This is a genomic window from Streptomyces sp. NPDC033180, assembly GCF_055577645.1.
In genome coordinates this window covers 489,816-514,649 of the sequence record NZ_JBVIPU010000002.1, presented here as the reverse complement: position 1 = coordinate 514,649, position 24,834 = coordinate 489,816, and the positions used below count along the sequence as shown (strand labels likewise).

25 protein-coding genes are annotated in these 24,834 nt (G+C 71.3%); 20 read left to right on the top strand and 5 right to left on the bottom strand.

Annotation, left to right across the window (positions count from 1 at the left end):
* Positions 1-88 precede the first annotated feature (88 nt).
* The 8 genes from ACZ5WE_RS09010 (at position 89) to ACZ5WE_RS08975 (ending at position 8,950) form a co-directional block, all read left to right on the top strand.
* Positions 89-1,585 (top strand): sugar ABC transporter ATP-binding protein, encoded by a 1,497-nt coding sequence (locus tag ACZ5WE_RS09010; protein ID WP_467684317.1) that lies wholly within the window; start codon positions 89-91, stop codon positions 1,583-1,585.
* Positions 1,582-2,640 carry an ABC transporter permease gene (locus ACZ5WE_RS09005; RefSeq protein ID WP_467684318.1) on the top strand — a complete coding sequence of 353 codons (1,059 nt, stop codon included), beginning with the start codon at positions 1,582-1,584 and terminating at the stop codon, positions 2,638-2,640. Before ACZ5WE_RS09010 ends, ACZ5WE_RS09005 begins: the two co-directional genes overlap by 4 nt.
* On the top strand, positions 2,633-3,631 hold the full coding sequence (locus ACZ5WE_RS09000) for an ABC transporter permease (protein ID WP_467684320.1): 999 nt from the start codon (positions 2,633-2,635) through the stop codon (positions 3,629-3,631). Before ACZ5WE_RS09005 ends, ACZ5WE_RS09000 begins: the two co-directional genes overlap by 8 nt.
* A 38-nt stretch (positions 3,632-3,669) precedes the next feature.
* Positions 3,670-4,785 (top strand): rhamnose ABC transporter substrate-binding protein, encoded by a 1,116-nt coding sequence (rhaS, locus tag ACZ5WE_RS08995; RefSeq protein WP_467684322.1) that lies wholly within the window; start codon positions 3,670-3,672, stop codon positions 4,783-4,785.
* A 57-nt stretch (positions 4,786-4,842) separates the two neighbouring features.
* Positions 4,843-5,859 carry a LacI family DNA-binding transcriptional regulator gene (locus tag ACZ5WE_RS08990; protein WP_467684324.1) on the top strand — a complete coding sequence of 339 codons (1,017 nt, stop codon included), beginning with the start codon at positions 4,843-4,845 and terminating at the stop codon, positions 5,857-5,859.
* Between the two features lie 68 nt (positions 5,860-5,927).
* Positions 5,928-7,247: an alpha/beta fold hydrolase gene (locus ACZ5WE_RS08985; RefSeq protein ID WP_467684326.1), complete on the top strand. Its 1,320-nt coding sequence runs from the start codon at positions 5,928-5,930 to the stop codon at positions 7,245-7,247.
* Between the two features lie 39 nt (positions 7,248-7,286).
* Positions 7,287-8,039: a PIG-L deacetylase family protein gene (locus ACZ5WE_RS08980; RefSeq protein WP_467684328.1), complete on the top strand. Its 753-nt coding sequence runs from the start codon at positions 7,287-7,289 to the stop codon at positions 8,037-8,039.
* Between the two features lie 74 nt (positions 8,040-8,113).
* On the top strand, positions 8,114-8,950 hold the full coding sequence (locus ACZ5WE_RS08975) for an enoyl-CoA hydratase/isomerase family protein (RefSeq protein ID WP_467684329.1): 837 nt from the start codon (positions 8,114-8,116) through the stop codon (positions 8,948-8,950).
* Here the strand turns inward: ACZ5WE_RS08975 and ACZ5WE_RS08970 are convergent.
* Both ACZ5WE_RS08970 and ACZ5WE_RS08965 read right to left on the bottom strand, forming a co-directional pair.
* Positions 8,871-9,893 carry an SDR family oxidoreductase gene (locus ACZ5WE_RS08970; protein WP_467684330.1) on the bottom strand — a complete coding sequence of 341 codons (1,023 nt, stop codon included), beginning with the start codon at positions 9,891-9,893 and terminating at the stop codon, positions 8,871-8,873. The genes ACZ5WE_RS08975 and ACZ5WE_RS08970 overlap by 80 nt on opposite strands.
* Before the next feature lie 51 nt (positions 9,894-9,944).
* Entirely contained in the window at positions 9,945-10,925 is a 981-nt protein-coding gene (locus tag ACZ5WE_RS08965; RefSeq protein WP_467685170.1) for an NAD(P)/FAD-dependent oxidoreductase, read from the bottom strand.
* 122 nt (positions 10,926-11,047) lie between these two features.
* On the opposite strand from ACZ5WE_RS08965, the gene ACZ5WE_RS08960 reads away from it, so the two are divergent.
* From ACZ5WE_RS08960 to ACZ5WE_RS08910, 11 genes are all read left to right on the top strand, one after another.
* Positions 11,048-11,644 carry a helix-turn-helix domain-containing protein gene (locus tag ACZ5WE_RS08960; protein WP_467684332.1) on the top strand — a complete coding sequence of 199 codons (597 nt, stop codon included), beginning with the start codon at positions 11,048-11,050 and terminating at the stop codon, positions 11,642-11,644.
* Between the two features lie 79 nt (positions 11,645-11,723).
* On the top strand, positions 11,724-12,692 hold the full coding sequence (locus tag ACZ5WE_RS08955; RefSeq protein WP_467684334.1) for an NADPH:quinone oxidoreductase family protein: 969 nt from the start codon (positions 11,724-11,726) through the stop codon (positions 12,690-12,692).
* Positions 12,689-13,906, top strand: coding sequence for an acyl-CoA dehydrogenase family protein (locus ACZ5WE_RS08950; RefSeq protein WP_467684336.1), 1,218 nt, complete (start codon positions 12,689-12,691; stop codon positions 13,904-13,906). The genes ACZ5WE_RS08955 and ACZ5WE_RS08950 overlap by 4 nt, the downstream gene beginning before the upstream one ends.
* A complete protein-coding gene (locus ACZ5WE_RS08945; protein WP_467684337.1) occupies positions 13,903-15,030 on the top strand; it encodes an acyl-CoA dehydrogenase family protein in 1,128 nt (375 codons plus the stop codon). Before ACZ5WE_RS08950 ends, ACZ5WE_RS08945 begins: the two co-directional genes overlap by 4 nt.
* A gap of 122 nt (positions 15,031-15,152) precedes the next feature.
* The gene (locus tag ACZ5WE_RS08940) at positions 15,153-16,748 is read left to right on the top strand and encodes an ABC transporter substrate-binding protein (RefSeq protein ID WP_467684338.1); all 1,596 of its coding nucleotides are present in this window, start codon (positions 15,153-15,155) and stop codon (positions 16,746-16,748) included.
* A gap of 32 nt (positions 16,749-16,780) precedes the next feature.
* Positions 16,781-17,746 (top strand): ABC transporter permease, encoded by a 966-nt coding sequence (locus tag ACZ5WE_RS08935; RefSeq protein ID WP_467684340.1) that lies wholly within the window; start codon positions 16,781-16,783, stop codon positions 17,744-17,746.
* Positions 17,739-18,614 carry an ABC transporter permease gene (locus ACZ5WE_RS08930; protein WP_467684342.1) on the top strand — a complete coding sequence of 292 codons (876 nt, stop codon included), beginning with the start codon at positions 17,739-17,741 and terminating at the stop codon, positions 18,612-18,614. Before ACZ5WE_RS08935 ends, ACZ5WE_RS08930 begins: the two co-directional genes overlap by 8 nt.
* Positions 18,615-18,697: 83 nt before the next feature.
* Complete coding sequence (locus tag ACZ5WE_RS08925) at positions 18,698-19,612, top strand: ABC transporter ATP-binding protein (RefSeq protein WP_467685172.1); 915 nt, start codon at positions 18,698-18,700, stop codon at positions 19,610-19,612.
* Positions 19,605-20,279 (top strand): ABC transporter ATP-binding protein, encoded by a 675-nt coding sequence (locus tag ACZ5WE_RS08920; RefSeq protein WP_467684344.1) that lies wholly within the window; start codon positions 19,605-19,607, stop codon positions 20,277-20,279. The genes ACZ5WE_RS08925 and ACZ5WE_RS08920 overlap by 8 nt, the downstream gene beginning before the upstream one ends.
* Before the next feature lie 127 nt (positions 20,280-20,406).
* A complete protein-coding gene (locus tag ACZ5WE_RS08915) occupies positions 20,407-21,264 on the top strand; it encodes a phosphatidylinositol-specific phospholipase C/glycerophosphodiester phosphodiesterase family protein (protein ID WP_467684345.1) in 858 nt (285 codons plus the stop codon).
* Positions 21,265-21,398: 134 nt separating this feature from the next.
* Entirely contained in the window at positions 21,399-21,593 is a 195-nt protein-coding gene (locus tag ACZ5WE_RS08910) for a hypothetical protein (RefSeq protein ID WP_160503040.1), read from the top strand.
* Between the two features lie 21 nt (positions 21,594-21,614).
* Here ACZ5WE_RS08910 and ACZ5WE_RS08905 read toward each other — a convergent pair whose 3' ends face one another.
* The 3 genes from ACZ5WE_RS08905 to ACZ5WE_RS08895 form a co-directional block, all read right to left on the bottom strand.
* Positions 21,615-22,799: a phosphodiester glycosidase family protein gene (locus ACZ5WE_RS08905; RefSeq protein ID WP_467684347.1), complete on the bottom strand. Its 1,185-nt coding sequence runs from the start codon at positions 22,797-22,799 to the stop codon at positions 21,615-21,617.
* 198 nt (positions 22,800-22,997) lie between these two features.
* On the bottom strand, positions 22,998-23,354 hold the full coding sequence (locus tag ACZ5WE_RS08900; RefSeq protein WP_467684349.1) for a DUF779 domain-containing protein: 357 nt from the start codon (positions 23,352-23,354) through the stop codon (positions 22,998-23,000).
* Between the two features lie 91 nt (positions 23,355-23,445).
* Complete coding sequence (locus ACZ5WE_RS08895) at positions 23,446-23,862, bottom strand: ATP-binding protein (RefSeq protein ID WP_467684351.1); 417 nt, start codon at positions 23,860-23,862, stop codon at positions 23,446-23,448.
* A gap of 249 nt (positions 23,863-24,111) precedes the next feature.
* Here ACZ5WE_RS08895 and ACZ5WE_RS08890 point away from each other — a divergent pair, with 249 nt between their 5' ends.
* Complete coding sequence (locus ACZ5WE_RS08890) at positions 24,112-24,810, top strand: TetR/AcrR family transcriptional regulator (RefSeq protein ID WP_467684353.1); 699 nt, start codon at positions 24,112-24,114, stop codon at positions 24,808-24,810.
* Positions 24,811-24,834: the final 24 nt, after the last annotated feature.

The following is a 24,834-nucleotide window of genomic DNA, read 5'->3' as shown; positions in this document are numbered from 1 at the left end:
TCCGGTGGGTGACTCCCGATGACGCCCCGCCCGCCCGAGTCCCGCAGCCATGAGCCGCATGCCCCTTCGTGACCGATCGGTGCTACCTATGAGAGAGCCCCCCGTCCTTGCCGTGCAGGGCCTGAGCAAGTCCTTCGGGGCCGTGCGCGCCCTTCACGACGTCTCCCTGGAGCTGTACGCCGGTGAGGCGCACGCCCTCGCGGGCGAGAACGGCGCAGGGAAATCAACCCTCATCAAGACCCTCGCCGGGGTCCATCGGCCGGACGCCGGAGAGCTGTCGCTCGACGGGTCCCCGGTCGTCTTCCACGGCCCAGGAGACGCCAGGGACGCGGGCGTCGCCGTCATCTACCAGGAGCCGACGCTCTTCCCCGACCTCTCCGTCGCGGAGAACATCTTCGCGGGGCGCCAGCCACGCCGCTCCTTCGGCCGCGTCGACCACAAGGCCGTGCACGCCGCGGCCGCCGCGCTCTTCAAGCGCCTGGCCGTGGACCTCGACCCCGAACAGCCCGCCCGCGGCCTCTCCATCGCCGACCAGCAGATCGTCGAGATCGCCAAGGCGCTCTCCTTCGACGCCCGGGTCCTGATCATGGACGAGCCGACCGCGGCACTCACCGGCAGCGAAGTGGCCCGCCTCTTCGGCGTCGTGCGCACCCTGCGCGAACAGGGTGCCGCGGTGCTGTTCATCTCGCACCGCCTGGAGGAGATCTTCGAGCTGTGCCAGCGCGTCACCACGCTGCGCGACGGCGGTCTGATCGCGAGCGAGCCGCTCGAAGGCCTGACCGAGGACGACCTCGTACGCCGCATGGTGGGCCGCGACCTCGACGAGCTCTACCCGAAGCAGGACACGCGGGTGGGCGAAGTGGCGCTCAGCGTCCGCCGGTTGACCCGCGAGGGCATCTTCACCGATGTCTCATTCGATGTCCGGCGCGGGGAGATCGTCGGGCTTGCGGGGCTCGTCGGGGCCGGGCGCAGCGAGGTCGCCCGTGCCGTGTTCGGCGTCGACCGGTGGGATGCCGGAACAGTTGAGGTGCAGGGAAGGGCGCTGGTCAACGGCGCACCGAGCACCGCCATGGCGGCCGGGCTCGCCCTCGTCCCGGAGGACCGGCGTGCCCAGGGCCTGGTGATGGACATGTCGATCGAGCGCAACATCGGACTCACCGGACTGCGTACGACGGTGCGCGCCGGCCTCATGGACCGCGGCGCCGAACGCAGCCGCTCGCTCGACTGGGCGGTGCGGCTTCAGGTGAAGTACTCGCGGATCGCCGACGCCGTCGGCACCTTGTCCGGCGGCAATCAGCAGAAGGTCGTCCTCGCCAAGTGGCTCGCCACCCGGCCCCAAGTCCTGATCGTGGACGAACCGACCCGCGGAATCGACGTCGGCACCAAGGCCGAAGTGCACCGTCTGCTTTCCGAACTCGCTGCCGACGGGGTGGCGGTCCTGATGATCTCCTCCGACCTGCCCGAGATCCTCGGCATGGCCGACCGGGTCCTCGTCATGCACGAAGGGCGGCTCGCCGCCGAGATCCCGCGCGCGCGGGCGACCGAGGAGTCCGTGATGGCGGCCGCCACAGGGAGGACGGCATGAGCGTGACCACCCAGAGCCCGGCGCCCGCCGTGGACCCGGAGAAGGCCGCGGGAACGCGCCTGGTGGACCGCGTCTTCAAGATGCGCGAACTGGCCATCCTGCTGGTGTTCCTGGTGATGATCGGCATCACCCAGGCGGGCAACAGCGAGTTCCTCTCCGAGCAGGGCATCAAGGACCTGCTCCTGAACGCGACTATCCTGGTCCTTGTCGCGACGGGGCAGGCCCTGGTCGTCATCACCCGCAACGTCGACCTGTCGGTCGGCTCGACGCTCGGGATCAGCGCCTTCGCCGCCGGCAACTACCTCCAGGGCGGCGGCAACCCGACGGTCGCGATCCTCCTGGCCATCGCGCTCGGTGTCGGCTGCGGCCTGCTCAACGGGGCGCTCGTCAGCCTCGGCCAGGTACCCGCGCTCGTCGTCACCCTCGGCACCCTCTACGTCATCCGGGGCGTCGACTCCATATGGGTCGGCTCCCGGCAGATCACCGCGTCCGACCTGCCGGACGGCTTCGTCGACTTCGGCTCCGGCGGGATCTCGGCGGTGCCGTACCTGGGTCTTATCGCGCTCGCCGTCCTGGTCGCGGTCGCCTACTACCTGCGGCACTTCGGCGGCGGCCGCGAGCTCTACGCCCTCGGCTCCAACCCCGAGGCAGCCCGGCTCGCCGGCATCCCGGTGCGCAAGCGCATCCTCGCCGCCTACACCGCGTGCGGAGCGCTCGCGGGGCTCGCGGGCGCGCTCTACCTGGCCCGCTTCGGCAACGTCGACTCCGCCACCGGCAACGGCTACGAGCTCACCGTCGTCAGCGCCGTCGTGGTCGGCGGTGTCGTCTTCACCGGCGGCTCCGGCAGCGTCTACGGCGCGGCGCTCGGGGCGCTGCTCCTGACCTCCATCAACAGCGTGCTGCCCGCGCTCGGCGTCAGCTCCGTGTGGGTGCTCGCCATCAACGGCGTGCTGCTCGTCCTGGCCATCGCAGTCGACCGGATCGTCGCCCTGCGCGTCGCCAAGGCCCTGACGAAGAAGGCCGCATCGAACAGAAGGGCTGGCCGCCATGGCTGACTCCAACCGGCTCGACGTCACGCGCGCCGTCCGCTGGGACACCGTTGTCGGCGCTCTCCTTGTCGTGCTCCTCCTGATGTCGTTCTCCTTTGTCGACGGTTTCGGCAACGCCCTCAACCTGTCGTTCCTCATCGGCAACACGCTGCCCATCGCGCTGATCGCCCTCCCGATGACCCTTCTCGTCGTCTCCGGAGAGATCGATCTGTCCGTGGCCTCGACGGCGGGGCTCTCCGGAGCCGTGATGGGCGCCCTCTGGAACGCCGGTATGGCCATCGAGACGATCATTCCGCTCGTACTCCTCCTCGGTGTCGTCTGCGGCCTGGTCAACGGCCTCCTGGTGACCCGCCTCGGACTGCCCTCGCTCGCCGTGACCATCGGCACCATGGCCGCCTACCGGGGCATCGCGCAGATCGTGCTCGGCTCGGACGCCGTGACCGACTTTCCCTCGCAGTACCTGGACTTCGCTGCCGGCCGAGTCGGCGACACCTTCCTGCCGTACGCCTTCCTGCCCTTCCTGGCGCTGCTCGCCATCGCCGTCGTCGTCCTGCACGCCACGCCCTTCGGGCGCTCGCTCTTCGCGATCGGCGCCAACGAGGAGGCGGCGCGGTTCGCGGGCGTCCGCGTCAAGCGGCACAAGCTGTGGCTGTTCGTCGCCACGGGGCTCATGGCCTCCCTCACGGGCATCTTCTGGGCCCTGCACTACGCGAGCGCCCGCTTCGACAACGCCACTGGCCTCGAACTGTCCGTCGTCGCCGCCGTCCTGCTCGGCGGCATCGACTTCGACGGCGGCAAGGGGACCCTCGGCGGCGCGATCGCCGGAGTCTTCCTGCTCGGCGCCCTGCAGAACGCGATGAGCCTGCTCAACGTCTCCGCACAGTCGCAGATCGTCGTCACCGGCGTGCTGCTCGTGGTGTCCGTCCTCGGGCCGCGCGTGGCCCGCCAGATCGCCGTCGCCCGAGCGGGCCGCCGCGCCGCGGCTCCCGCCCGCTGACCCCTCGTACCGTCTCGAAAGTCCGAAAGGGACCAACGATGCTCTCTCCCCGCCGATCCGTCCGCCGACCCGTGCGCCGCACCGCCCTCACCCGCGCCTGCGTGGCCCTGGCAGCCGTCACCTCGCTCGCCCTCACCGCCACCGCCTGCGGAGGCACCACCAAGGAGTCGTCGAAGGACGACGACGCGGCCAAGGCATCGAACGCCAAGGCCGACCCGGACGCCCCGACCAAGAAGGGCCTCACGGTCGCCTTCCTGCCCAAGCAGGTCAACAACCCGTACTTCACCGTCGCCGACAAGGGGGGCGAGAAGGCCCTCAAGGAGCTCGGATCGACGTACAAGGAGACCGGCCCCAACAGCGCCACCGACACCAGCGGACAGGTCTCCTACGTCAACACGCTCACCCAGCAGCAGGTCGACGCCATGGCCGTCTCCGCGCAGGACCCCGGCGCCCTGTGCACCGCCCTCAAGCAGGCCATGAAGAACGACATCAAGGTCGTCACCTACGACTCGGACACCAACCCGGGGTGCCGTGACGTGTTCGTCTCGCAGTCCAGCGCCGAGGCGCTCGGCCGCACGCAGGTGGAGCTGCTCGGCAAGCAGCTCGGCTACAAGGGCGACATCGCGATCCTCTCCGCCGCCCAGACGGCGACGAACCAGAACACCTGGATCGGCTACATGAAGGACGAGCTGAAGAAGCCCAAGTACAAGAACATGAAGCTGGTGAAGACCGCCTACGGCAACGACGACGCCCAGCAGTCCTTCCAGCAGACCCAGGGCCTCCTCCAGGAGCACCCGAAGCTGGCCGGGATCATCTCGCCGACGACCGTCGGTATCAAGGCCGCAGCCCAGTACCTTTCGGGATCGAAGTACAAGGGCAAGGTGAAGCTCACCGGCCTCGGCACCCCCAACGACATGCGTCAGTACGTGAAGAACGGCACCGTCGAGGGCTTCGAGCTGTGGGACCCGGCCGAACTCGGCGCGCTCGCGGCGCACGCCGCCGTGGCCCTGAAGTCCGGCCAGATCACCGGCAAGAAGGGCGAGAAGTTCGAGGCGGGCGACCTGGGAGGCTTCACCATCGGTGACAAGGGGGTCGTCGATCTCGGTGAGCCGACCGTCTTCGACAAGAAGAACATCGACCAGTACAAATTCTGAGGGGATCGCACGCGACGGCGCACAAGGCGCCGTACGCGCAACGGAACAAGGGGACGCATGGTCGGCATCAAAGACGTGGCGAAGCACGCCGGCGTGTCGGTGGGCACCGTGTCGAACGTGATCAACCGCCCGGACGTCGTCTCCGAAGAGACACGCCACCGGGTGCAGTCCGTGATCGACCGGCTCGGCTACGTCCGCAGCGAGTCCGCACGGCAGCTGCGCGCGGGGCAGAGCCGCATCATGGCGCTGCTCGTGCTCGACATGGGCAACCCCTTCTTCGTGGACGTCGCGCGCGGTGCCGAGCGGGCCGCGCGCGACGCCGGGCTCCGCGTCATGATGTGCAACAGCGGACAGAGCCCCTCCGAAGAGGCCGAATACCTGGCGCTCTTCGCCGAACAGCGGGTACGTGGCGTGCTGCTGACCCCCGCGGACGCCACGGGCCGGAACATCGAGGCGTTCCGCAGGCACTCCATCCCGTTCGTCCTGGTCGACCGGGTGGCCGAGGGCGCCACCGAGTGCTCCGTCTCCGTGGACGACGTCCTCGGCGGGGCGCTCGCGGTGCGCCATCTCGTCGACGCGGGGCACCGCAGCATCGCGTACGTGAGCGGACCGCCCGGACTCAACCAGGTCAAGGACCGCAGAGAGGGGGCACTGAAGGCTCTCGCCGAGGCCGGTCTGCCGGCGTCTGCGCTGCGGGAGCTGCCCACTGAACGCCTCGATGTCGCCGCAGGACGCGACGCGGGCGCCCGCGTCCTCGGTCTCGCCGAACGGCCGACCGCCGTCTTCTGCGCCAACGACCTGCTCGCTCTCGGGGTGCTCCAGGCGATGTACGCGGCCGGGGTGAGCGTGCCCGAGGAGATCGCCATCGTCGGCTACGACGACATCGAGTTCGCCGCGGCGGCCGTCGTGCCGCTCACCTCGGTGCGCCAGCCCGCCATCAAGATGGGCGCGATGGCCGCGGAACTCCTCCTGGAGGAGACCGAGTCGGACGCCGATCCCGACGAGCACGATCACCGGCGAGTGGTCCTCCAGCCGGAGCTGGTGGTGCGGCGCTCCAGCCTGGCGCCCCGCTGACCGCCTCCGAGGCGGGTGTGCTGGACTGGGGCGGATCGTCCCATGCCGTATGTCGCCCAGGAGCCCCCTTGACCCTCGCCACCGCCTCCTACCGCCAGCCCGGTGTCGTCCTCACCGACCACCGCTTCTCCGTGCCCCTCGACCACGACGACCCGGCGGGGGAGCGGATCGAGGTCTTCGCCCGCGAGGCCGTGGCGAGTGCGCACGGGGGCCGGGGGGACGCCGACCTGCCGTGGCTGGTGTACCTCCAGGGCGGCCCCGGGTTCGGGGCCAACCGCTTCGTGGGCAAGGAGGCATGGCTGGGCAGGGCCTTGCAGGACTACCGGGTGCTCCTGCTCGACCAGCGCGGAACCGGCAGCTCCACTCCGGCGACGCGCCAGACGCTCCCGCTGCGCGGCGGCCCCCGCGAACAGGCCGACTACCTCACGCACTTCCGTGCCGACTCCATCGTCCGCGACTGCGAGCTGATCAGGCGCGAGCTGACCGGCGGCGCCCCCTGGACCGTCCTCGGCCAGAGCTTCGGCGGCTTCTGCGCGACCCACTACCTCTCGGCGGCCCCTGAAGGCCTGCACACCGCCATCATCACCGGCGGCCTGCCCACGCTCGACGGCCACGCGGACGACGTCTACCGCGCCGCCTACCCGCGCATGGAGCGCAAGACCGCCGCCCACTACGCCCGCTACCCCCAGGACGTCGAGCGCGCCCGCCGTATCGCCGCCCACATCGCCGAGCACGAGCCGGTCCTCAACGGCGGCTACCGCCTCACCGTCGAGGCGTTCCAGTCCCTCGGCATGCTGCTGGGCACGGGCGACGGCAGCCACCGCCTCCACTACCTCCTCGAAGACGCCTTCGTGCGGACCCCGGCGGGGCACACACTCTCCGACGCGTTCCAGGAAGGCGTACAGGCCGCGCTCTCGCACTGGAGCCACCCCCTGTTCGCGCTCCTGCACGAGTCCATCTACGGCCAGGGCGAGCGGCCGACCGACTGGTCTGCGCAGCGGCTGCGTGGCGAGTTCCCGCAGTTCGACCCGGGCAAGGCGCTTGCCGGGGACGCGCCGCTCCTGTTCACCGGCGAAGCCGTCCAGCGCTGGCAGTTCGACTGCGACCCCGCCCTGCGGCCGCTGCGCGAGACCGCCGACCTCCTCGCCGCACGCACCGGCTGGGCGCCCCTGTACGACACGGCACGCCTCGCAGCGAACGAGGTGCCGGCCGCCGCCGCGATCTACCACGACGACATGTACGTCGACACCGCGCACGCGCTGCGCACCGCCCGCTCCATCCGCGGTCTGCGCACCTGGGTCACCGACGAGTACGAGCACGACGGACTGCGGGTGGGTTCGCCGCGCGTCCTCGACCGGCTCCTCGCCCTCGCCAGGGGCGAGGCCTGACGGGCCCTTGACCGGGCTCCGCGCGGCTAGGCTGCCGGCATGACAGAGCCGTTGAACGAGAACGACCAGCTCACCCCCATGCCCGAGGACTGGCAGCGGGCCCTCGCCGTCGTCGCCCACCCCGACGACCTGGAGTACGGCTGCTCCGCCGCGATCGCCGGATGGACGGACGGCGGGCGCGAGGTCGCCTACCTCCTGGCCAGCCGCGGTGAGGCGGGCATCGACACCCTCGACCCCGCCACGTGCGGCCCACTGCGCGAGCGGGAGCAGCAGGCGAGCGCGGCGGTCGTCGGTGTGTCGGCCGTGGAGTTCCTCGACCACAAGGACGGCGTGATCGAGTACGGGACGGCGCTGCGCCGCGACATCGCCGCCGCGGTCCGCAGGCACCGGCCCGAGCTCGTGATCACGCTCAACCACCGCGACACCTGGGGTGGCGTCGCGTGGAACACCCCGGACCACGTCGCCGTCGGCCGCGCGACGCTCGACGCCGTGGCGGACGCGGGCAACCGCTGGATCTTCCCCGAGCTGATCGAGGAGGACGGTCTTGAGCCCTGGGACGGAGTGCGCTGGGTGGCCGTCGCCGGTTCGTCCTCGCCCACCCACGCGGTGGACGCGACGGCAGGCCTTGAGCGCTCCGTGGCCTCGCTCCTCGAACACCGCACGTACATCGAGGCGTTGACGACGGAGGACCCCGAGAAGTACTGCCGTGAGTTCCTCATCGGCTACGCCCAGCAGCTGGCACCGCGCTTCGGCGGGAAGCCCGCGGTGGCCTTCGAGGTCTTCAGTCGCTGAGCCACCGCCACTACGCTGACGGCACGTCGTCGTCCTGACGGCCCGTCAGAAACAGAGGCTGGAGCTGGTGCTGAATGATCGACACCATCGGCACGGACATCCCGGAGGGTGAGGAGCGGCTGCGCCTCGACATCGAGGACGGTCTGGGCATCCTCACCCTCTGCCATCCGCGCAAACTCAACGCGTGGAGCTGGGAGTCCACGCGCCAGCTCGGCATCTTCGCCGACCGGATCCGCTTCGACGACTCGATCAGGGCGGTGCTGCTGCGCGCGCAGGGGCGGGCGTTCTGTGCGGGGATCGACGTCACCGACCTGAACGGCGGTGCGATCGGCGGTCGTTCGGTCTCCGAGCGCACCCGCAACTACTACGAGGGCATGCGCTGGGTCCATGAACGCTTCCGCACGTTCGCGCGTCTCCCGCAGCCGGTCGTCGCCGCGGTGCAGGGGTACTGCCTCGGATTCGGCTTCGAACTCGCGCTGATGGCGGATGTACGGATCGCGTCCGACGACGCGGTGTTCGCGCTGCCCGAGGCTCAGATCGGCGTCGCGGTGGATGCGGGCGGCGATCTGCGCATCGCGCGCGAGGCGGGCGCCGGCTGGGCGAAGCTGCTCTCGCTCACCGGCCGCCGCATCGACGCGGCCACGGCCGAGCGACTGCGTCTCGTGCAACTCCGCACCCCTGTGGACGAGTTGAGCAAAACGGCTCGTGAAGTCGCTTCGGAGATGGCGGCGAACGCCCCCCTGGCCGTCCAGGGCATCAAGCGGGGCATCGACGCGTTCGCGGACGCGGGGATGGACGCGGCCCTGGACCGGGTCGCGTTGAACGCGGCGATCACCCTGACGTCGGAGGACTCACGTGCCGGGTACGCGGCGAAGGGGGAGCGGAGAGCCGCGACGTTCGAGGGGAAGTAGACGCCGCCTGCTCCCCGAAGGGCCCCCGCCCCATCTGCGCGCGCACCGGCACCACCTCCGGGCTCACCAGGCCCCGCCGTTGCCAGTTCGCGCCGTCCACCACCAGGGTGTGCCCGGTGATGTAGCGGGCGTAGGGCGAGGCGAGGAAGGTCGCTGCCCAGCCCAGTTCGCGCGGGGCGCCGACGCGCAGGGCCGGCTGCCGGGATCTCAACTCGCGCTGCCGGTCCACCGCTTCGTGCTCCCGCGAGGGTGCCGCCCGGTCGAGGTTGTCGCGGATGTCCGCGGTCATGTCCTCGTGCGGCATCAGGCCCGGCACCAGGCCGTTGACCTGGATTCCGTACGGTCCCCACTCCACCGCCAGGGTTTCGACCAGGCTCTTCACGCCTGCCTTGGCCGCGGCGCTGTGCGCGAAGCCGGGGCCGCCCGCCCACGCGTACGACGCCCCGATGTTGATGACGGAGCCGGGCGTGCCCGCCGCGAGATGGCGGCGGGCGAACTCCCGCGTCATGAAGAACGTGCCGTTCAGCGTGATGTCCACGACCGAGCGCCACGCGTTCGGGGACATGTCCTCGGCGGGCACGGGGAAGTTCGCCGCCGCGTTGTTGACCAGGACGTCCGGCAGGTCGAAGGCGTCCTGCGCGACGTCGAAGACCTCGGCGACGCGGTCCGGGTCACGGATGTCGCACGGCGCGGCCGCCACCCGCCCGCCGAGGCACGCGAGTTCGTCCCGTGCCGCCTTCAGCCGTTCCTCCTTGCGGCCGGCGATCACCAGATCCGCCCCGAGGCGTGCGAACTCCGTGGCGATCGCCTTGCCGAGGCCGGTCCCACCGCCGGTCACGAGGACGACCGTCCCGTCGTACGTTCCCGCGGGCAGGGCGCTCGTGCCCGGCGGGGCGGGGGCCGGGAGTCCCGGCAACACCCCTTCGTTCGCGTCGTCCGTCATGGCCGCATCGTTATCGCGTAATGCTTCAACACTCCATGCCCCGTGCGGAATTCATGCCTGCGCCAGGACGTGCCGGCGCCGCACCTCCACGCCCTCCTCGATGTCCGCGAGGACGAGCTCGTTGTTGATCACGAGCCCCGCCTGGTAGCCCGCGGCGGCCGCGTTGACCACCTGCACCTTGGGGCCCGCCGCGTTGCCCACGGCCCATACGCCGGGCACGCTCGTGCGGCCGGTCGCGTCCACGGCCGGGTAGGGCCCGAAGGGAGTGTCCTGGGTGGCCGCTCCGAGCCGGGTCGCCAGATCGTCGCGCGGGACCGCACCCGCCTCCACGAACAGCACCGCGCGCGAGATCACCTGACCGTCCGCGAGCCGCACCCCCGCCAGCCGGTCGTCCACCACGTCGAGCCCGGTCACCTCGCCCTCCACCACCGTGACCCCGGCGACGGCCAGCCTCTCCCGGTCGTGGCCGGACAACTCCGACGCGGTGTGCGGGAACAGGGTCACGTCCTTGGACCACTGGGTGACGAGAAGCGCCTGGTGAATGCCGCTCACCGGCGAGGCGATCACGCCGAAGGGCTGGTCCCGCACCTCGTAGCCATGGCAGTACGGGCAGTGCAGCACGTCGCGGCCCCAGCGCTCGGCAAGGCCCGGCACGTCCGGCAGTGCGTCGACCAGGCCGGTGGCCAGGACGACGCGGCGGGCGCGCACCGACCGGCCGCCCGCGAGATCGACCTCGAACTCCCCGGAGCCGTCGGGCCGTACGGCCGTCACCTGATCGTCTGCGAGTTCCACTCCGTACGCCTGCACCTCCCGCCGCCCCACGGCGAGGAAGTCGGCGGGCGGCATGCCGTCCCGCGACAGAAAGCCCTGCATGTGGGCGGCGGGCGCGTTGCGCGGCTCGCCCGCGTCCACGATCAGCACGCGGCGCCGTGACCGTCCGAGGACGAGCCCCGCACTCAGTCCCGCCGCGCCGCCGCCCACGACGAGCACGTCGTACGCGCTGCTGTCCCTGTTCGCCATGTCGCCGCTCATCATGTCGCTGTCCATCGTGTTGCTGTTCATCGTGTTGCTGTGCATCGTGACCACCTCCACGGAGACCGTCGCATCGAGGGCGCGGGATTGACAATCAAGTTTGCCGATACTGCAATGGAGGAATGACAGACAACAACGACGACGGCGCGAGTCTGGACGGTGTGCTGGCCGAGGTAGGGCCTCGCCTGCGCAGAACCCGCAAGGAACGCGGCGCGACGCTAGCGGGCCTCGCCGCCGCCACCGGCATCTCCGTGAGCACCCTCTCCCGACTGGAGTCCGGCCACCGCAAGCCGAGCCTCGAACTCCTGCTCCCCATCGCCCGCGCCCACCAGGTCCCCCTGGACGAGCTGGTCGGCGCCCCGCCCGTCGGTGACCCGCGGGTGCGGGCGAAGCCGATCGTCCGGCACGGCCGCACGATGGTCCCGCTGACCCGCCAGCCCGGTGGTCTCCAGGCGTACAAGGTCTTCGAGCCCTCCCGGACCACCCAGCCCGATCCGCAGACCCACGAGGGGTACGAGTGGCTGTACGTCCTGTCGGGGCGGCTGCGCCTCGTGCTCGCCGATCACGACGTGATCCTCACGGCGGGCGAGGCGGCGGAGTTCGACACGCGCCTTCCGCACTGGTTCGGGTCCACGGGGGAGGGGTCGGCGGAATTCCTCAGTCTGTTCGGGCCGCAGGGCGAGCGGATGCACGTGAGGGCGCGGCCCAAAACGGGCTGACGAGACGGTTCCCCTGGCTGCAAGCGACCGCTTAGTATGCGACGGAGCTTGGTCTACGAAAGCCCCGTGGAGGCCCCGCATGCAGGCATGGCAAGTGCACCAGAACGGCGAGCCGAGCGCGGTGATGCGCCTCGAAGCCGTGGACCGGCCGGTGCCCGGCGACGGACAGCTGCTCCTCAAGGTCCGCGCGGCCAACATCAACTTCCCCGACGCCCTGCTCTGCCGCGGGCAGTACCAGATCACGCCCCCGCTGCCCTTCACGCCCGGCGTGGAGATCTGCGGCGAGACCGAGGACGGGCGGCGCGTGATCGCCAACCCCGCTCTTCCGTACGGGGGTTTCGCCGAGTACGCGATCGCGGACACGGCGGCCCTGCTGCCCGCCCCCGACGCTCTGGACGACGCCGAGGCCGCCGCGCTGCACATCGGCTACCAGACGGGCTGGTTCGGCCTGCACCGCCGCGCGCACCTCCAGGCGGGCGAGACCCTCCTGGTGCACGCGGCCGCGGGGGGAGTGGGCAGCGCGGCAGTCCAGCTCGGCAAGGCGGCGGGCGCCAAGGTCATCGGTGTCGTCGGCGGCGCGGCGAAGGCCGAGGTGGCGCGCGAGCTCGGCTGCGACCTGGTCATCGACCGGCGTACGGAGAACGTGATCGGCGCCGTCAAGGAAGCCACCGGCGGTCGTGGCGCCGATGTCATCTACGACCCCGTGGGCGGCGACGCGTACACGCAGTCCGCGAAGTGCGTCGCCTTCGAGGGGCGGATCATCGTCGTCGGCTTCGCGAGCGGAGTCATCCCGACGCCCGCGCTCAACCACGCCCTCGTGAAGAACTACGCGGTTCTCGGCCTGCATTGGGGCCTCTACAACGCCAAGGACCCCGCGGCCATCCTCCGTTGCCACGAGGAGCTCACGCAGCTCGCGGCCAAGGGGGCGATCAAGCCGCTCATCAGCGAACGCGTACCGCTCGGTGAGGCGGCCGCCGCTGTCCAGCGGGTCGCCGACGGTGTCACCACAGGGCGGGTCGCCGTGGTCCCCGAGGGAGGTGACGCATGACGGACGCCGCCGAACTGCGCAGCCGTACCGAGGAGTTCCTCGCCGCGCACCCGCCGGCGGCAACGGAACGGACCGCCTTCCTGAAGGCCCGCTTCGACGCCGGACTCGCCTGGGTGCACTACCCCGAGGGCCTCGGCGGGCTCGGGGCTCCGCGGTCGCTGCAGGCCGTCGTGGACGCCGTGTTGGAGGCCGCGGGGGCGCCCGACAACGACCCGCGCCGCATCGGGATCGGCCTCGGCATGGCCGCGCCCACCATCCTGCGCTTCGGCACCGAGGAGCAGAAGCGGCGCTTCCTGCGGCCGCTGTGGGTCGGCGACGAGGTGTGGTGCCAGCTCTTCAGCGAGCCGGGCGCCGGATCCGACCTCGCCGCCCTGGGCACACGCGCCGTCCGTGACGACGGTGGCACCTCCCACTCGGGCGAGGCCGAGAGTGGGGGAACCTGGGTGGTCAACGGGCAGAAGGTGTGGACGTCCGGCGCGCACGCCGCCCGCTGGGCCATCCTCATCGCCCGCACCGACCCACAGGTGCCCAAGCACCGTGGCATCACCTACTTCGTCTGCGACATGACCGACCCGGGCGTCGAGGTGCGGCCGCTGCGGCAGATCACCGGCGAAGCCGAGTTCAACGAGGTCTTCCTCACCGACGTACGTATCCCGGACGGGCACCGTCTCGGTGAGATCGGCGACGGCTGGAAGGTCGCGCAGACCACCCTCATGAACGAGCGCGTGTCCATCGGCGGCGCCCGTATCCCGCGCGAGGGCGGCATGATCGGCCCGGTCGTCGAGGCCTGGCGGGATCGCCCCGAGCTGCGCACGCACGATCTGCACCAGCGGCTGCTCAAGCTGTGGGTCGAGGCCGAGGTAGCCCGGCTCACCGGGGAGCGCCTCCGCCAGCAGCTCGTCGCGGGGCAGCCGGGTCCGGAGGGCTCGGGCATGAAGCTCGGCTTCGCCCGCCTGAACCAGGAGATCAGCGGCCTGGAGGTGGAACTCCTGGGCGAGGAAGGGCTGTTGTACGAGGACTGGACGATGCGGCGGCCCGCGACGGTCGACTTCGTCGGCCGCGACGCCGGCTACCGCTATCTGCGGACCAAGGGCAACAGCATCGAGGGCGGCACGAACGAAGTGCTGCTCAACATCGTCGCCGAGCGCGTACTCGGACTGCCCTCCGAGCCGCGCACCGACAAGGACGTCGCGTGGAAGGACCTCGCCCGATGAGTACGCAGCCCTCACAGATCCCGCAGCCCGCGCCGCGCGACCTGCTGTACTCCGAGGAGGAAGAGGCGCTGCGCTCGGTCGTACGCGACCTCCTCGCCGATCGCTGCGACGCCACCGCCGTGCTCGCCCGCAGCGAGACGGCCGAGCCGCACGACCGCGAGCTGTGGAAGGCGCTCACGGACGGCATGGGTCTCGCGGGCCTCCTCGTGCCCGAGGAACTCGGCGGCCAGGGTGCCACGCACCGCGAAGCAGCCGTCGTCCTCGAGGAGTTGGGCCGGGCGGTCGCGCCCGTGCCGTATCTGACCAGTGCCGTCATCGCCACCGAGACGCTGCTGGCCTGCGACAGTGACGCGGCGAGGGAACTCCTCGGTTCGCTCGCGTCGGGACGAACCGTCGGCGTGCTCACCGTGCCGCTGGCCACCGCTCCAGGCGGCGTGCTGCCCGGCGTACGCGCGGAGGACCGCGCCCTGCACGGCAGCGTCACCGGTGTCGCCGACGCGGTCGCCGCCGATGTGCTTCTGGTGCCGACGGATGCGGGGCTCTTCGCGGCGGACGCGGAAGACGCTGGCGTGACCGTCACGCCACAGACCTCGCTCGACCTCACACGGCCGCCGGCCACAGTCACCTTCGATGGGGCACGCGCGCGCGTGGTCGGTCCGGAATCCGGACCCGCCGTACGGCGTGGTCTGCGGGCGGGTGCCGGGCTCCTGGCCTCCGAGCAACTGGGCCTCGCCGACTGGTGCTTGACCGAGACCGTCCGGTACACGAAGGAACGGCACCAGTTCAACCGGCCCATCGGCTCCTTCCAGGCACTCAAGCACCGCCTCGCCCAGCTCTGGCTGGAGGTGGTCAACCTCCGTGCCGCGGCCCGCAACTCGGCCGACACCCTCGCCGCCGGAAGCGAGGACGCCGATGTCGCGGCGGCTCTCGCGCAGGCCTACGCGTCGCCCGCCGCGGTGCACATCGCCGAGGAGGCGCTCCAGCTGCACGGCGGCATCGGTATGACCTGGGAGCACCCCGTCCATCTCTACCTGAAGCGGGCCAAGGCCGACTCGATCGCGCTCGGCACGGTGGGGCGGCACCGGAAGAGCCTGGCCGCACTGGTGAACCTGCCCGCGCCCTGACCTCGGCGGCCGCGGCCGCCGTGATCCACTTGGTACGGCCCGCACGTTTTACCCACCCATTACATGAGGCATAATTGCGACCCGTTCGCAATAACGTTTGATCTTCAGTAGGGGTGTGGAGCATGAGGGCCCGATCGATACGGGGTACGGGCGCGGTAGCGGCGGCCGCCTCACTGGCGGTCGCCGCCTCGGCCTGTTCGGCGCCGGGCGACGGCAAGAACGCGGGTGGCGCCAAGGACTCCGCGGTCGTCGGCATCGCCTACGAACCGGACACCCTGAGCCCGCTCCTCGGCTACGGCAAGGACGGCAACTCCAAGATCTTCGACGGTCTGCTCACGCACGACGCCGAGATGAAGCTCAAGCCCGCGCTCGCGGCCGAGCTGCCCAAGGTCGGCGACGACGGCAAGACGTACACGTTCAAGCTGCGCAAGGGCGTCAAGTTCAGCGACGGCAAGCCCTTCACCTCCAAGGACGTCGTCTTCACGTACGAGACGATCCTCGACAAGAAGACCAACAACGCCGCGAAGACCGAGCTCGACGCCGTCAAGAACGTAGAGGCGAAGGGCGACGACACCGTCGTCTTCCACCTCAAGTACCCCTACGCGCCCTTCGCCGAGCGCACCGTCCTGCCGATCGCTCCCGAGCACATAGCCGGCAAGCAGGACGTGAACACCGGCGAGTTCACCACCAAGCCGGTCGGCACGGGCCCGTACAAGCTCGTGAAGTGGTCCAAGGGCGAGAAGCTCACCTTCAAGGCCAACCCCGGCTACTGGGGCGGCACGCCGAAGGTCAGGAACTTCACCATGGCGATCATCAAGGACGACGACATCCGGGCCACCCGGCTCGACGCCGGTGAGCTCGACGGCGCGATCCTGCCGCCCAACCTCGCCAAGAAGTACGAGAGCGACGGCAACAAGAAGTCCTACGCCGCCAAGACCTTCGACTACCGCGTGGTGACCCTGCCCACCGGCAACAAGGTCACGGGCGACACCGACATCCGGCGCGCGCTCGACACCGGCGTGAACCGCAAGGCCATGGTCGACTCGATCCTGGACGGCGCGGGCAAGGAGGCCTACGGCCCCGTCCCGACCGACAGCCCCTGGTTCACCAAGGGCACCGAGCGGAAGTTCGACGCCGCCAAGGCCAAGAAGATCCTCGACGACGCGGGCTGGAAGCCGGGCAAGGACGGCATCCGCGAGAAGGACGGCGTCCAGGCGAAGTTCCCGCTCTGGTACCTCTCCGGCGACAAGCTCCGCCAGGACCACGCCCTCGCCTACGCATCCGACGCCAAGAAGCTCGGCGTCAAGGTCGAGGTCCAGGCAGGCACGTGGGAGGTCATCGAGCCGCGCATGCCCAAGGACGCGGTCCTCGCGGGCGGCGGCTCCCCGGCAGACCCGGACTTCGACCAGTACACGCTCCTGAAGTCCTCGCTCGCCGGTGACGGCTTCAACAACATGGCCCACTACGACAACCCCAAGGTCGACAAGGCGCTCGACGAGGCCCGCGAGAGCGGCGACCACGCCGAGCGGCAGGCCGCGTACGACACCGTCCAGCGCGAGCTGGTGAAGAACCCGGGCTACACCTTCCTCACCCACATCGACCACCTCTACGTCGTCGACAAGCGCTTCGGCGACCTGACCACCCAGACCGAGCCGCACGACCACGGCCTCGCGTCCGGCCCGTGGTGGAACGTCGAGGACTGGCAGCCGAAGCAGTGAAGTCCGCGCTCCGGAAGCTCCCCTGGGGGCCGATGGCGCGCATGACGGGACGGCGGGCCCTGTTCGCCGTCCCGGTCCTGCTCGCCGTGACCTTCGGCGTCTTCGCGATCGCCGCCGCGTCCCCCTTCGACCCCGTCAAGGCGTACGCGGGCACGGCCGGGCTCACCGCCTCGCAGGAGAACCTCGACCAGCTGCGCGCCAATCTCGGCGTCGACCAGCCGCTCGCGCAGCGCTGGTGGGACTGGCTGACGTCGGCCGTGCACGGTGACCTCGGCGATTCGAGCACCCTGCGCCAGCCCGTCTCCGACGTCATCGGTGAGCGCATCGGCTGGTCCGTACTGCTCGCCGCCACCGCGTTCCTGCTCGCCATCCTCGTCGGCACCATGCTCGGCGTCCTGGCCGCGCGCCGCCCAGGCGGCTGGCTCGACCGCGTCGTGACCTCGCTGGCCTACACGCTCGAAGCCGCCCCGCCGTTCTGGATCGGCCTGCTCGCCGTCTGGCTGTTCGCCCTGAAGCTCGGGGTGCTGCCGTCGGGTGGGCTCACGGACACCGCGAGCTCGGCCGTGACCGCCGGGCAGGTCGCGAGCCACCTCGTGCTGCCCGCCGCCGTCCTGGCGATCTCGCAGCTGCCGTGGTTCGTCCTCTACGTACGCCAAGGGGTCGGCGACGCGCTCGGCGACGACCCCGTCCGCGGCGCACGCGCGCGTGGCCTCGCCGAACGGACCGTGCTCCTCGGTCACGCACTGCGCTCGGGCATGCTGCCGGTGCTCACGCTGATCGGCTCCCGCGTGCCCGAACTGATCACGGGCGCGCTCCTGGTGGAGACCGTCTTCAGCTGGCCCGGCATCGCGGCGGCCACCGTGTCGGCGGCGACCGCCGTGGACTTCCCGCTGCTCGCCGCGCTCACCGTCCTCGCGACGGCGGCGGTGCTCCTGGGCAACCTCCTCGCCGACCTGCTGTACGGCCTCGCCGACCCGAGGGTGGGATTCGATGGCTGACGTGACATGGCGTGCCTCCCTCGGGGGCGCTTCCAAGAGCCGCTCCACGCGCGCGTGGCGGGTGCGTTCCTCGGCGGTGATCGTCGCGGCGGTGGTCCTCGCCGTCCTCGTCGTACCGCCCCTCGTGAACCTCGACGAACAGGCCGTCGACCTCGCGGCCAAGCTCCAACCGCCCTCCTGGGGGCACCCCTTCGGCACCGACGACGTGGGACGCGATCTGCTCCTGCGCTGCGTGTACGGGCTGCGGGTCTCACTCCTCGTGGGTGTGGTGGCGGCCGTCGTCGCGACCGTCATCGGCACGGCAGTAGGCGCGCTCGCCGCCGCGTCGGGCGGCTGGGTCGACCGGATCGTGATGCGGCTCGTGGACGTCTTCTCGTCCGTCCCGCACCTGCTGCTCGGCATCTTCATCGTGGCGATGTTCCGGCCTGGTGTGTGGCCGGTGGTCGTCTCGGTGGCGCTCACACACTGGCTGTCCACGGCTCGCATCGTGCGCGCCGAAGTGCTGTCGCTGCGGTCACGCCCGTACGTCGACGCCGCCATCTCCGGGGGTGCGTCGCGGCTGCGCGTGACCGTGCGGCATCTGCTGCCCGGCGTACTGCCGCAGGCCGGTCTGGCCGCCGTCCTGATGGTGCCGCACGCCATCTGGCACGAGTCCGCGCTGTCCTTCCTCGGCCTCGGACTCCCCACCCACCAGGCGAGCCTGGGCACCCTCGTGCAGAGCGCGCGCGGCTCGCTCCTCGCCGGGGACTGGTGGCCGACGCTCTTCCCCGGCCTGTTCATCATCGTGCCCACCCTGGCGATCGCGGGCCTCGCGGGCGCCTGGCGGGAACGGATCAATCCCCGGCGCCGATCGGAGCTGATGCTGTGACCGCCGTGACCAAGACCGAGACCGCGATCGAGCCCGTCTCGTCCCCGGTGCTTTCCGTACGAGGACTCTCCGTACGGTTCCGCATGCGCGGCGACACCTTCGTCTCCGCCGTCACCGACGCCCACTTCGACCTGGCGGCGGGGGAGTGCCTCGCCCTCGTCGGCGAGAGCGGCTGCGGCAAGTCCGTGCTCGCCTCCGCGCTGCTCGGGCTGCTTCCGCAGAACGCGGAGACGGCCGGGTCCGCGCTCATCGGCGACCAGGACCTGCTGGCCGCGGACGAGCGCACCCTGGCCCGCACGGTCCGTGGGCGGCGCGTCGGTCTCGTACCGCAGAGTCCGGCCGCGCACCTGACACCGGTGCGCACGGTCCGTGCGCAGCTGGAGGAGACCCTGCGGGAGCTGGCGGACGTGCGCCGCCCGCAGCTGCGGAAGGCCGCCGAGGCCGCCGCCGATCGCGCGGCGTTCCCCGCCGGGCACCTCGACCGCTACCCGCACGAGCTCTCCGGCGGGCTCGCCCAGCGCGCCGCCACCGCGCTCGCGCTCATCGGCGACGCGCCCCTGCTGCTCGCCGACGAGCCGACCACGGGCCTCGACCGTGACCTCGTCGACCGCACGGTGGACGAGCTGCGCAAGCACGTCGGCGAGGACCGCGCGCTGCTCCTGATCACCCACGATCTCGCCGCCGCCGAGCGCATCGCGGACCGCGTCGCCGTGATGTACGCGAGCCGCATCGTCGAACTCGCCGACGCCGAGGACTTCTTCGGCACCCCCGGGCCCCGGCACCCCTACGCGCGCGGCCTCCTGAACGCCCTCCCGGAGCGGGAGTTCACGCCGATCCCCAGCATGCCGCCCGAGCTCTCCGCGCTGCCGAGCGGATGCGCGTTCGCGGCACGCTGCACCGGAGCGGACGAGGCCTGCGGGAGCGTGCCGCAGGCCGTGGCCGGGGTCGCCTGCCACCACCCCCATACGGCGGCCCTGCTGGAGGCACCCCGTGCTTGAACTCCTCGCCATCACCGCCGGATACGACCGCCGTGCCCCCGTCATGCGCGGGGTGGACCTCACGCTCGCTCCCGGCGCCTCCCTCGGACTCCTCGGCCCCAGCGGCTGCGGCAAGTCGACCCTGGCCCGGGTCGCGGCCCTGCTGCACAAGCCCGAGTCGGGCCGCGTCGTCATCGACGGTGAGCCCGCCCGCGGCTGGCGGCACCGCGCCCCCCGCGCCCAGCGCACCGCCTTCGGTGTTGTCTTCCAGCAGCCCCGCCTCTCCGCCGACCCGCGCCTCACCCTCACGAACCTGATCGCCGAACCGCTCCGCGCGGCCGGGCGCGGAAGCGAAGTCGGCGAGCGCGTACGGGAGTTGGCGGCCACGGTCGGCCTCGGCGAGGACCTCCTTGCCCGCAGGCCGCACGAGGTCAGCGACGGCCAGCTCCAGCGCGCCTGCCTGGCCCGCGCCCTGGTGCTCCGCCCGCGCTGGCTGATCTGCGACGAGATGACGGCGATGCTCGACGCCTCGACGACCGCGGCACTCGTGCACGCCGTGGAGGAGTACCGGCGCGAGAGCGACGCAGGACTGCTCGCCGTCGGGCACGACCGGGTGCTCCTGGAGCGGTGGTGCGAGCGGACCGTCCACTGGACCGAGCTGGTGGGGCGGACGCCGCGGGCCGCGTGACGCGTCCGGAATGAACGAGGGGCATCGATAGCGCCAACTCCCGCCGCCAAGGGGTTTCTTGACACGAGCATGGCCTCATACTCACTGAGGCCCGCCCGTCGTCCTCTTGCCCTTTCCGGGAGTCTTTGTGGCACTCGTCACCCGTCGTAGAGCCCTCACCATCGGTGCCGCACTCGCCGGCACCGCAGCCGTCCCCGCGTACGCTCGGGCAAGCGAGCGAGGGCACCACCCCCGCCCTCTCATCCGCGCCCACGCGCACAACGACTATGAACACCCCCGGCCCCTGTTCGACGCGCTCGACCACCGATTCGGCAGCGTCGAGGCCGACATCTACCTCGTCGACGGACAGCTCCTGGTCGCGCACGACCCGATCGACCTCGACCCCACCCGTACGCTCGAATCGCTCTACCTGGACCCCCTGGCTGCCCGCGTCCGCGCCAACCACGGCTCCGTGTACCGCGGTTACCACCGCACCGCCTTCCAGCTCCTGATCGACATCAAGACCGAGGGCGCGGCGACGTACCTGGAGCTCGACCGCCACCTGCGGCGCTACCGGAACCTGTTCACCTCGTACTCCCACGGCAAGGTGCGCCGCGGACCCGTGACGGCGGTGATCTCCGGAGACCGGGCCGCCCGCGTGCCGATGGAGGCCCAGCGCGAGCGCCGCGCCTTCTACGACGGCCGCCTCGCCGACCTGGGCGGCCCGGCGCCCGCCTCGCTCATCCCGCTGATCAGCGACAACTGGACACTCAACTTCGGCTGGCAGGGCGTCGGCGCGATCCCCGCCGCCGAGCGCGACAAGCTGCGCGGCATCGTCGCCACCGCCCACAAGCGCGGTCAGCGCGTCCGCTTCTGGGCGACGCCCGACCTGGCGGGTCCGGCGCGCGACGCGGTGTGGGGCGAGCTGCTCGCCGCCGGCGTCGATCACTTGAACACGGACGACCTGGCGGGGCTAGAGGCGTTCCTCGACGCCCACGGGCGGTAGGCCCCGGCCCGCTGAAGCAACGCCCCGGCACATAACACCCGTTCGGAGGACATGCCGGTCGCCCGGACGGCCCCTCCGCTGCGCCACACTCGGCCGAAAGCCGCGGTGTTGACGTGGCGGAGGAGGTTGTCCCCATGGCCATTTCGGTCTCTGTGGTGCTGCTGCTGGTGATCCTGGCGGTGGTCTTTCTGCGCAACGGCGCGCTGAAGTTCTCGCACGCCCTGGTCTGTGCGCTGCTCGGCTTCTATCTGGCCAGTTCGAGCATGGCGCCGACCATCCACAACGGGGTCACGGCCGCCGCGGACATCGTCAGCGGCCTGCAGCCGTGACGGTGGGGTGTTCGTAGGGGGCTAGCTCCGGGAGAACACGCCGATGCCGTTCGGCACAGCGCGTTCCACGCCGCCGCTGGGGTTGTTGCGCACGGTGACGGCCTCTGCCCCCGGGGCCCTCGCGACCAGGGTGGTGGACGAGGCCAGGGTGGAGGAGCCGCCGCCGTCCAGGCTGAAGCCGTCATGCATGCCCAACCCCTGCAGGGTTTCCGCGACTTCGGCGATGGTCAGTCCGGAACGGAACTCGGGGGAGCCGTCGAGGGAGAGCAGCAGAAGGCGTCGGCCGTCGTCGGAGATCCCGGCCGCCGTCCGCACGGCCGATGTGGCGGAGTCGAGGCCGGGCAGCGGGGCGCCGTCACGCAGGACGGGGAAGCCGCCCAGCGCGAAGCGGAAAGGGGTGCCGGACTCGGCCGCCACCAACCGGTGGCTGACCTGAACCCGGTCGCCGACCGAAAGCTTCCGCAGCTCTTGGGCGCCCGCCTCGCGGCCGACGAGGACGGTGGTGCCTCGGGGCACCGGACCACTGCCGGGTGTGCCTGCTGACGCCGCGACACGGCCCTGGCGCACCGTCACCTCATGGGTGTCCGTGCTGCAGGGAGCGCCGCGGTTCGTGTCGGTGCCGCAGGTGGAGCGCACCCGCGAGGTGCTGCCCCAGTCGCTGGTGAACGCGCCGACGGAACCTACCGGGATGGCGTACTGATTGAGTCCGCCGAGCGGCAACCGGGTCTCCTTGGTCCGTACTTCGCCGTCGAGGCGGAGGTCGTCCATGCGGGCCCGGCGGTCGGAGCCCACGCCGAGCACGGCTTCGGTCGTCACCCCGGGAGGCATCGCGGGCCCGAAGCGCTGGCCGTTCGGCACCGCCCCCTTGAGGGCCCTGCCATGTGCGACCGCCGGGCCCACGGGGGCGCCGGTGGGTTCGACGCCCGGATGCTGGGTCTCGGAGATGTTGAAGAAGTCGCCGTTGATCCCGCCGACCGCCCCCGCCCCGTCCGCGAGCGCGGAGACGATGGAGCGGGCGCCCACCGCACCCGGATAGAGCAGATCGACGCCGATGCGCCGATCGCTCAGATCGACGTCGAGTACGTGTGCGCGGGCCGTGCCGTGGGAGGCCGGGATGTCGAACTGCCGGTACTCCACGCCCGGCGCGATCCGCGACGCCGCCGTCTCCTCGTCCGCCTCCACGCCGCCGGCCGGTGCCGCTCCCATCAGAGCCGCACCGGCCAGCGTTCCGCATGCCGTCAGTACCGAGAGCGTCGCTCTCGCCGTTCTGAACCGTCCCAGGATGTGCTTGCCCCGTGCTGCCACCGTGCCCCCTGAAGTCTGCTGGCCGACCGACCGCCTCAGTCTGAGGGTCGGTCAGAAAGTGCACCAGAGGGCAGCGCCGGACGGGTGCAGGGCCGGTGGCTAGGTGCCGACCAATCGGGAACGGATGAGGAAACGTACGCCTTCCGGGGCTTCGAGGGAGAAGCCGCTGCCCCGGCCCGGCACCACGTCCACGATCAGCCGAGTGTGGCTCCACACGTCGTACTGGCTCTTCGACATCCAGAAGGTGACCGGTTCCGCCACCCCCTCCACGGTCAGCGACGCCAGGCGCACATCGGAGTCGCCGGTGCGGAACTCGCCCTCCGGATAGCACATGGGCGCACTGCCGTCGCAGCATCCGCCGGACTGATGGAACATCAGGGGGCCGTGGGCCGCCCGCAGCCGCCGCACCAGATCGGCGGCGGCAGGGGTCAGCTCCACGCGTGGAGTATCGGTCATGGCCCCATCCAACTCCGGGCAAGGTTGCGAGGACGTTGCGGCCGGGGCCGTTGTGCGCGGCGCCGCCGGGGGGAGAACCGCCCGAACGGCCCTAGGCGAGTACCGCCCGAACGGTCTTGCCGCGTCGGCCGCTGCCGACGACCTCGAGGCGCGCGGCGAGGTGTCGCACCATGGCGAGGCCCCGTCCGCTGTCCCGCTCCGTGCTCGGCTTGAGCACGCGCGGGCCGACCGGGCTCGCGTCGTGGACCTCGACGGTCACCTTGTCGTCGGACACCTCCAGGCGCAGTCGGCAGGAACTGCGGCCGTGCTGGGTGGCGTTGGCGACGAGTTCGGACACGATCAGCGTGGCGTCGTCCACCCGCTCGGCGTCCACTTCTGTCAGGTGCCGACGCGGCCGACTGAGGAACGCGGAGGTCAACTTCCGCGCCTGGCCGGCCGATGCGGCTTCCTGTGGCAGTGCGTACTCAACGCGGGCGACGTGCCGATGGGCGCGCTTGTGCGCACGCATGGCGACTCACTTCCCTCCCCTGGGACAACCGGCTGCTCGCGACGACATCCGCTCACCGGGGCCGCGGCATGTCTTGCGCGGCCGATCCTGCCCCTCGGTGATGCCCGCCCTCGCTGATCGTCAATCAAGCTCCTGGGTGCGAGGACGTCACCGTTCCGCGGGAGCGTGGGCGTCTCGAAGCGGAGGCCCGGTGACGAACGCATTCGCTCCGAACGCGCTCGTCACGAACATGTTCGTTATGCTGGTCGTATGACAGCTCATTCAAAAGCCCCGCGCAGCCGCCGCGAGCGCCCGGCGAAGCCGGCCCTGACCCGGTCCGGGATCGTGGCCGCCGCCGTGGAGATCATGGGCGCCGAGGGCCTGGGCAAGGTGACCATGCGCCGTCTTGCCCAGGAGCTCGACACCGGGCCCGCCTCCTTGTACGTCTACGTCCGCAACACCGCCGAACTGCACGCGGCGATCCTGGACGAGCTCCTCGGCACGGTGGAGGCGGCGCTGGCGGGGGGCGGCTGGAGCGAGCGCCTGGAGAAGGTGCTCACCTCCTACACCGCGGTGCTCTTTCGCCACCGCGGCCTCGCGAAGGCCGCGCTGGTGGCCCGGCCCAGCGGCGAGCACTACCTGCGTCTCATCGAGACCCTGCTCGCCCTGCTCGACGAGGGCGGGGTCCCGCCCGGCCAGGCGGCCTGGGGCGTCGACCTCCTGCTCCAGTACGCCACCGCGACCGCCGCCGAGCACGCCCCGGGCGAGCGGGCCGCCGAAGCCCGGGACGAGTGGGACACGCTCGCCGGGGCCCTGCGGGACGCGTCCGACCAGACGCATCCGCACGTCGCCGGGCTGGCCGCCGAGCTTCTGTCCGGTCGGCCGGAGGCCCGGCTCTCCTGGGGCTTCCGGACGCTGATCAACGGCATTCTGCACACGCCTCTGCCGGCCGACGGCGCCCGGAGCTGAGCGCCGTCCGGAGCCGTACGCCGA

What these genes read in the sequence shown, in the direction of transcription:
- ACZ5WE_RS08930 (WP_467684342.1), top strand. Translation starts at nt 17,739, where the DNA reads ATGGCTGACGTGACATGGCGTGCCTCCCTCGGGGGCGCTTCCAAGAGC.
- ACZ5WE_RS08905 (WP_467684347.1), bottom strand. Translation starts at nt 22,799, where the DNA reads ATGGGAGCGGCACCGGCCGGCGGCGTGGAGGCGGACGAGGAGACGGCG.
- ACZ5WE_RS09000 (WP_467684320.1), top strand. Translation starts at nt 2,633, where the DNA reads ATGGCTGACTCCAACCGGCTCGACGTCACGCGCGCCGTCCGCTGGGAC.
- ACZ5WE_RS08900 (WP_467684349.1), bottom strand. Translation starts at nt 23,354, where the DNA reads ATGACCGATACTCCACGCGTGGAGCTGACCCCTGCCGCCGCCGATCTG.
- ACZ5WE_RS08925 (WP_467685172.1), top strand. Translation starts at nt 18,698, where the DNA reads ATGCGCGGCGACACCTTCGTCTCCGCCGTCACCGACGCCCACTTCGAC.
- ACZ5WE_RS09005 (WP_467684318.1), top strand. Translation starts at nt 1,582, where the DNA reads ATGAGCGTGACCACCCAGAGCCCGGCGCCCGCCGTGGACCCGGAGAAG.
- ACZ5WE_RS08955 (WP_467684334.1), top strand. Translation starts at nt 11,724, where the DNA reads ATGCAGGCATGGCAAGTGCACCAGAACGGCGAGCCGAGCGCGGTGATG.
- ACZ5WE_RS08935 (WP_467684340.1), top strand. Translation starts at nt 16,781, where the DNA reads ATGGCGCGCATGACGGGACGGCGGGCCCTGTTCGCCGTCCCGGTCCTG.
- ACZ5WE_RS08890 (WP_467684353.1), top strand. Translation starts at nt 24,112, where the DNA reads ATGACAGCTCATTCAAAAGCCCCGCGCAGCCGCCGCGAGCGCCCGGCG.
- ACZ5WE_RS08895 (WP_467684351.1), bottom strand. Translation starts at nt 23,862, where the DNA reads ATGCGTGCGCACAAGCGCGCCCATCGGCACGTCGCCCGCGTTGAGTAC.
- ACZ5WE_RS08960 (WP_467684332.1), top strand. Translation starts at nt 11,048, where the DNA reads ATGACAGACAACAACGACGACGGCGCGAGTCTGGACGGTGTGCTGGCC.
- ACZ5WE_RS08950 (WP_467684336.1), top strand. Translation starts at nt 12,689, where the DNA reads ATGACGGACGCCGCCGAACTGCGCAGCCGTACCGAGGAGTTCCTCGCC.
- ACZ5WE_RS08945 (WP_467684337.1), top strand. Translation starts at nt 13,903, where the DNA reads ATGAGTACGCAGCCCTCACAGATCCCGCAGCCCGCGCCGCGCGACCTG.
- ACZ5WE_RS08940 (WP_467684338.1), top strand. Translation starts at nt 15,153, where the DNA reads ATGAGGGCCCGATCGATACGGGGTACGGGCGCGGTAGCGGCGGCCGCC.
- ACZ5WE_RS08975 (WP_467684329.1), top strand. Translation starts at nt 8,114, where the DNA reads ATGATCGACACCATCGGCACGGACATCCCGGAGGGTGAGGAGCGGCTG.
- ACZ5WE_RS08980 (WP_467684328.1), top strand. Translation starts at nt 7,287, where the DNA reads ATGACAGAGCCGTTGAACGAGAACGACCAGCTCACCCCCATGCCCGAG.
- ACZ5WE_RS08990 (WP_467684324.1), top strand. Translation starts at nt 4,843, where the DNA reads ATGGTCGGCATCAAAGACGTGGCGAAGCACGCCGGCGTGTCGGTGGGC.
- ACZ5WE_RS09010 (WP_467684317.1), top strand. Translation starts at nt 89, where the DNA reads ATGAGAGAGCCCCCCGTCCTTGCCGTGCAGGGCCTGAGCAAGTCCTTC.
- ACZ5WE_RS08910 (WP_160503040.1), top strand. Translation starts at nt 21,399, where the DNA reads ATGGCCATTTCGGTCTCTGTGGTGCTGCTGCTGGTGATCCTGGCGGTG.
- ACZ5WE_RS08970 (WP_467684330.1), bottom strand. Translation starts at nt 9,893, where the DNA reads ATGACGGACGACGCGAACGAAGGGGTGTTGCCGGGACTCCCGGCCCCC.
- rhaS (WP_467684322.1), top strand. Translation starts at nt 3,670, where the DNA reads ATGCTCTCTCCCCGCCGATCCGTCCGCCGACCCGTGCGCCGCACCGCC.
- ACZ5WE_RS08965 (WP_467685170.1), bottom strand. Translation starts at nt 10,925, where the DNA reads ATGAGCGGCGACATGGCGAACAGGGACAGCAGCGCGTACGACGTGCTC.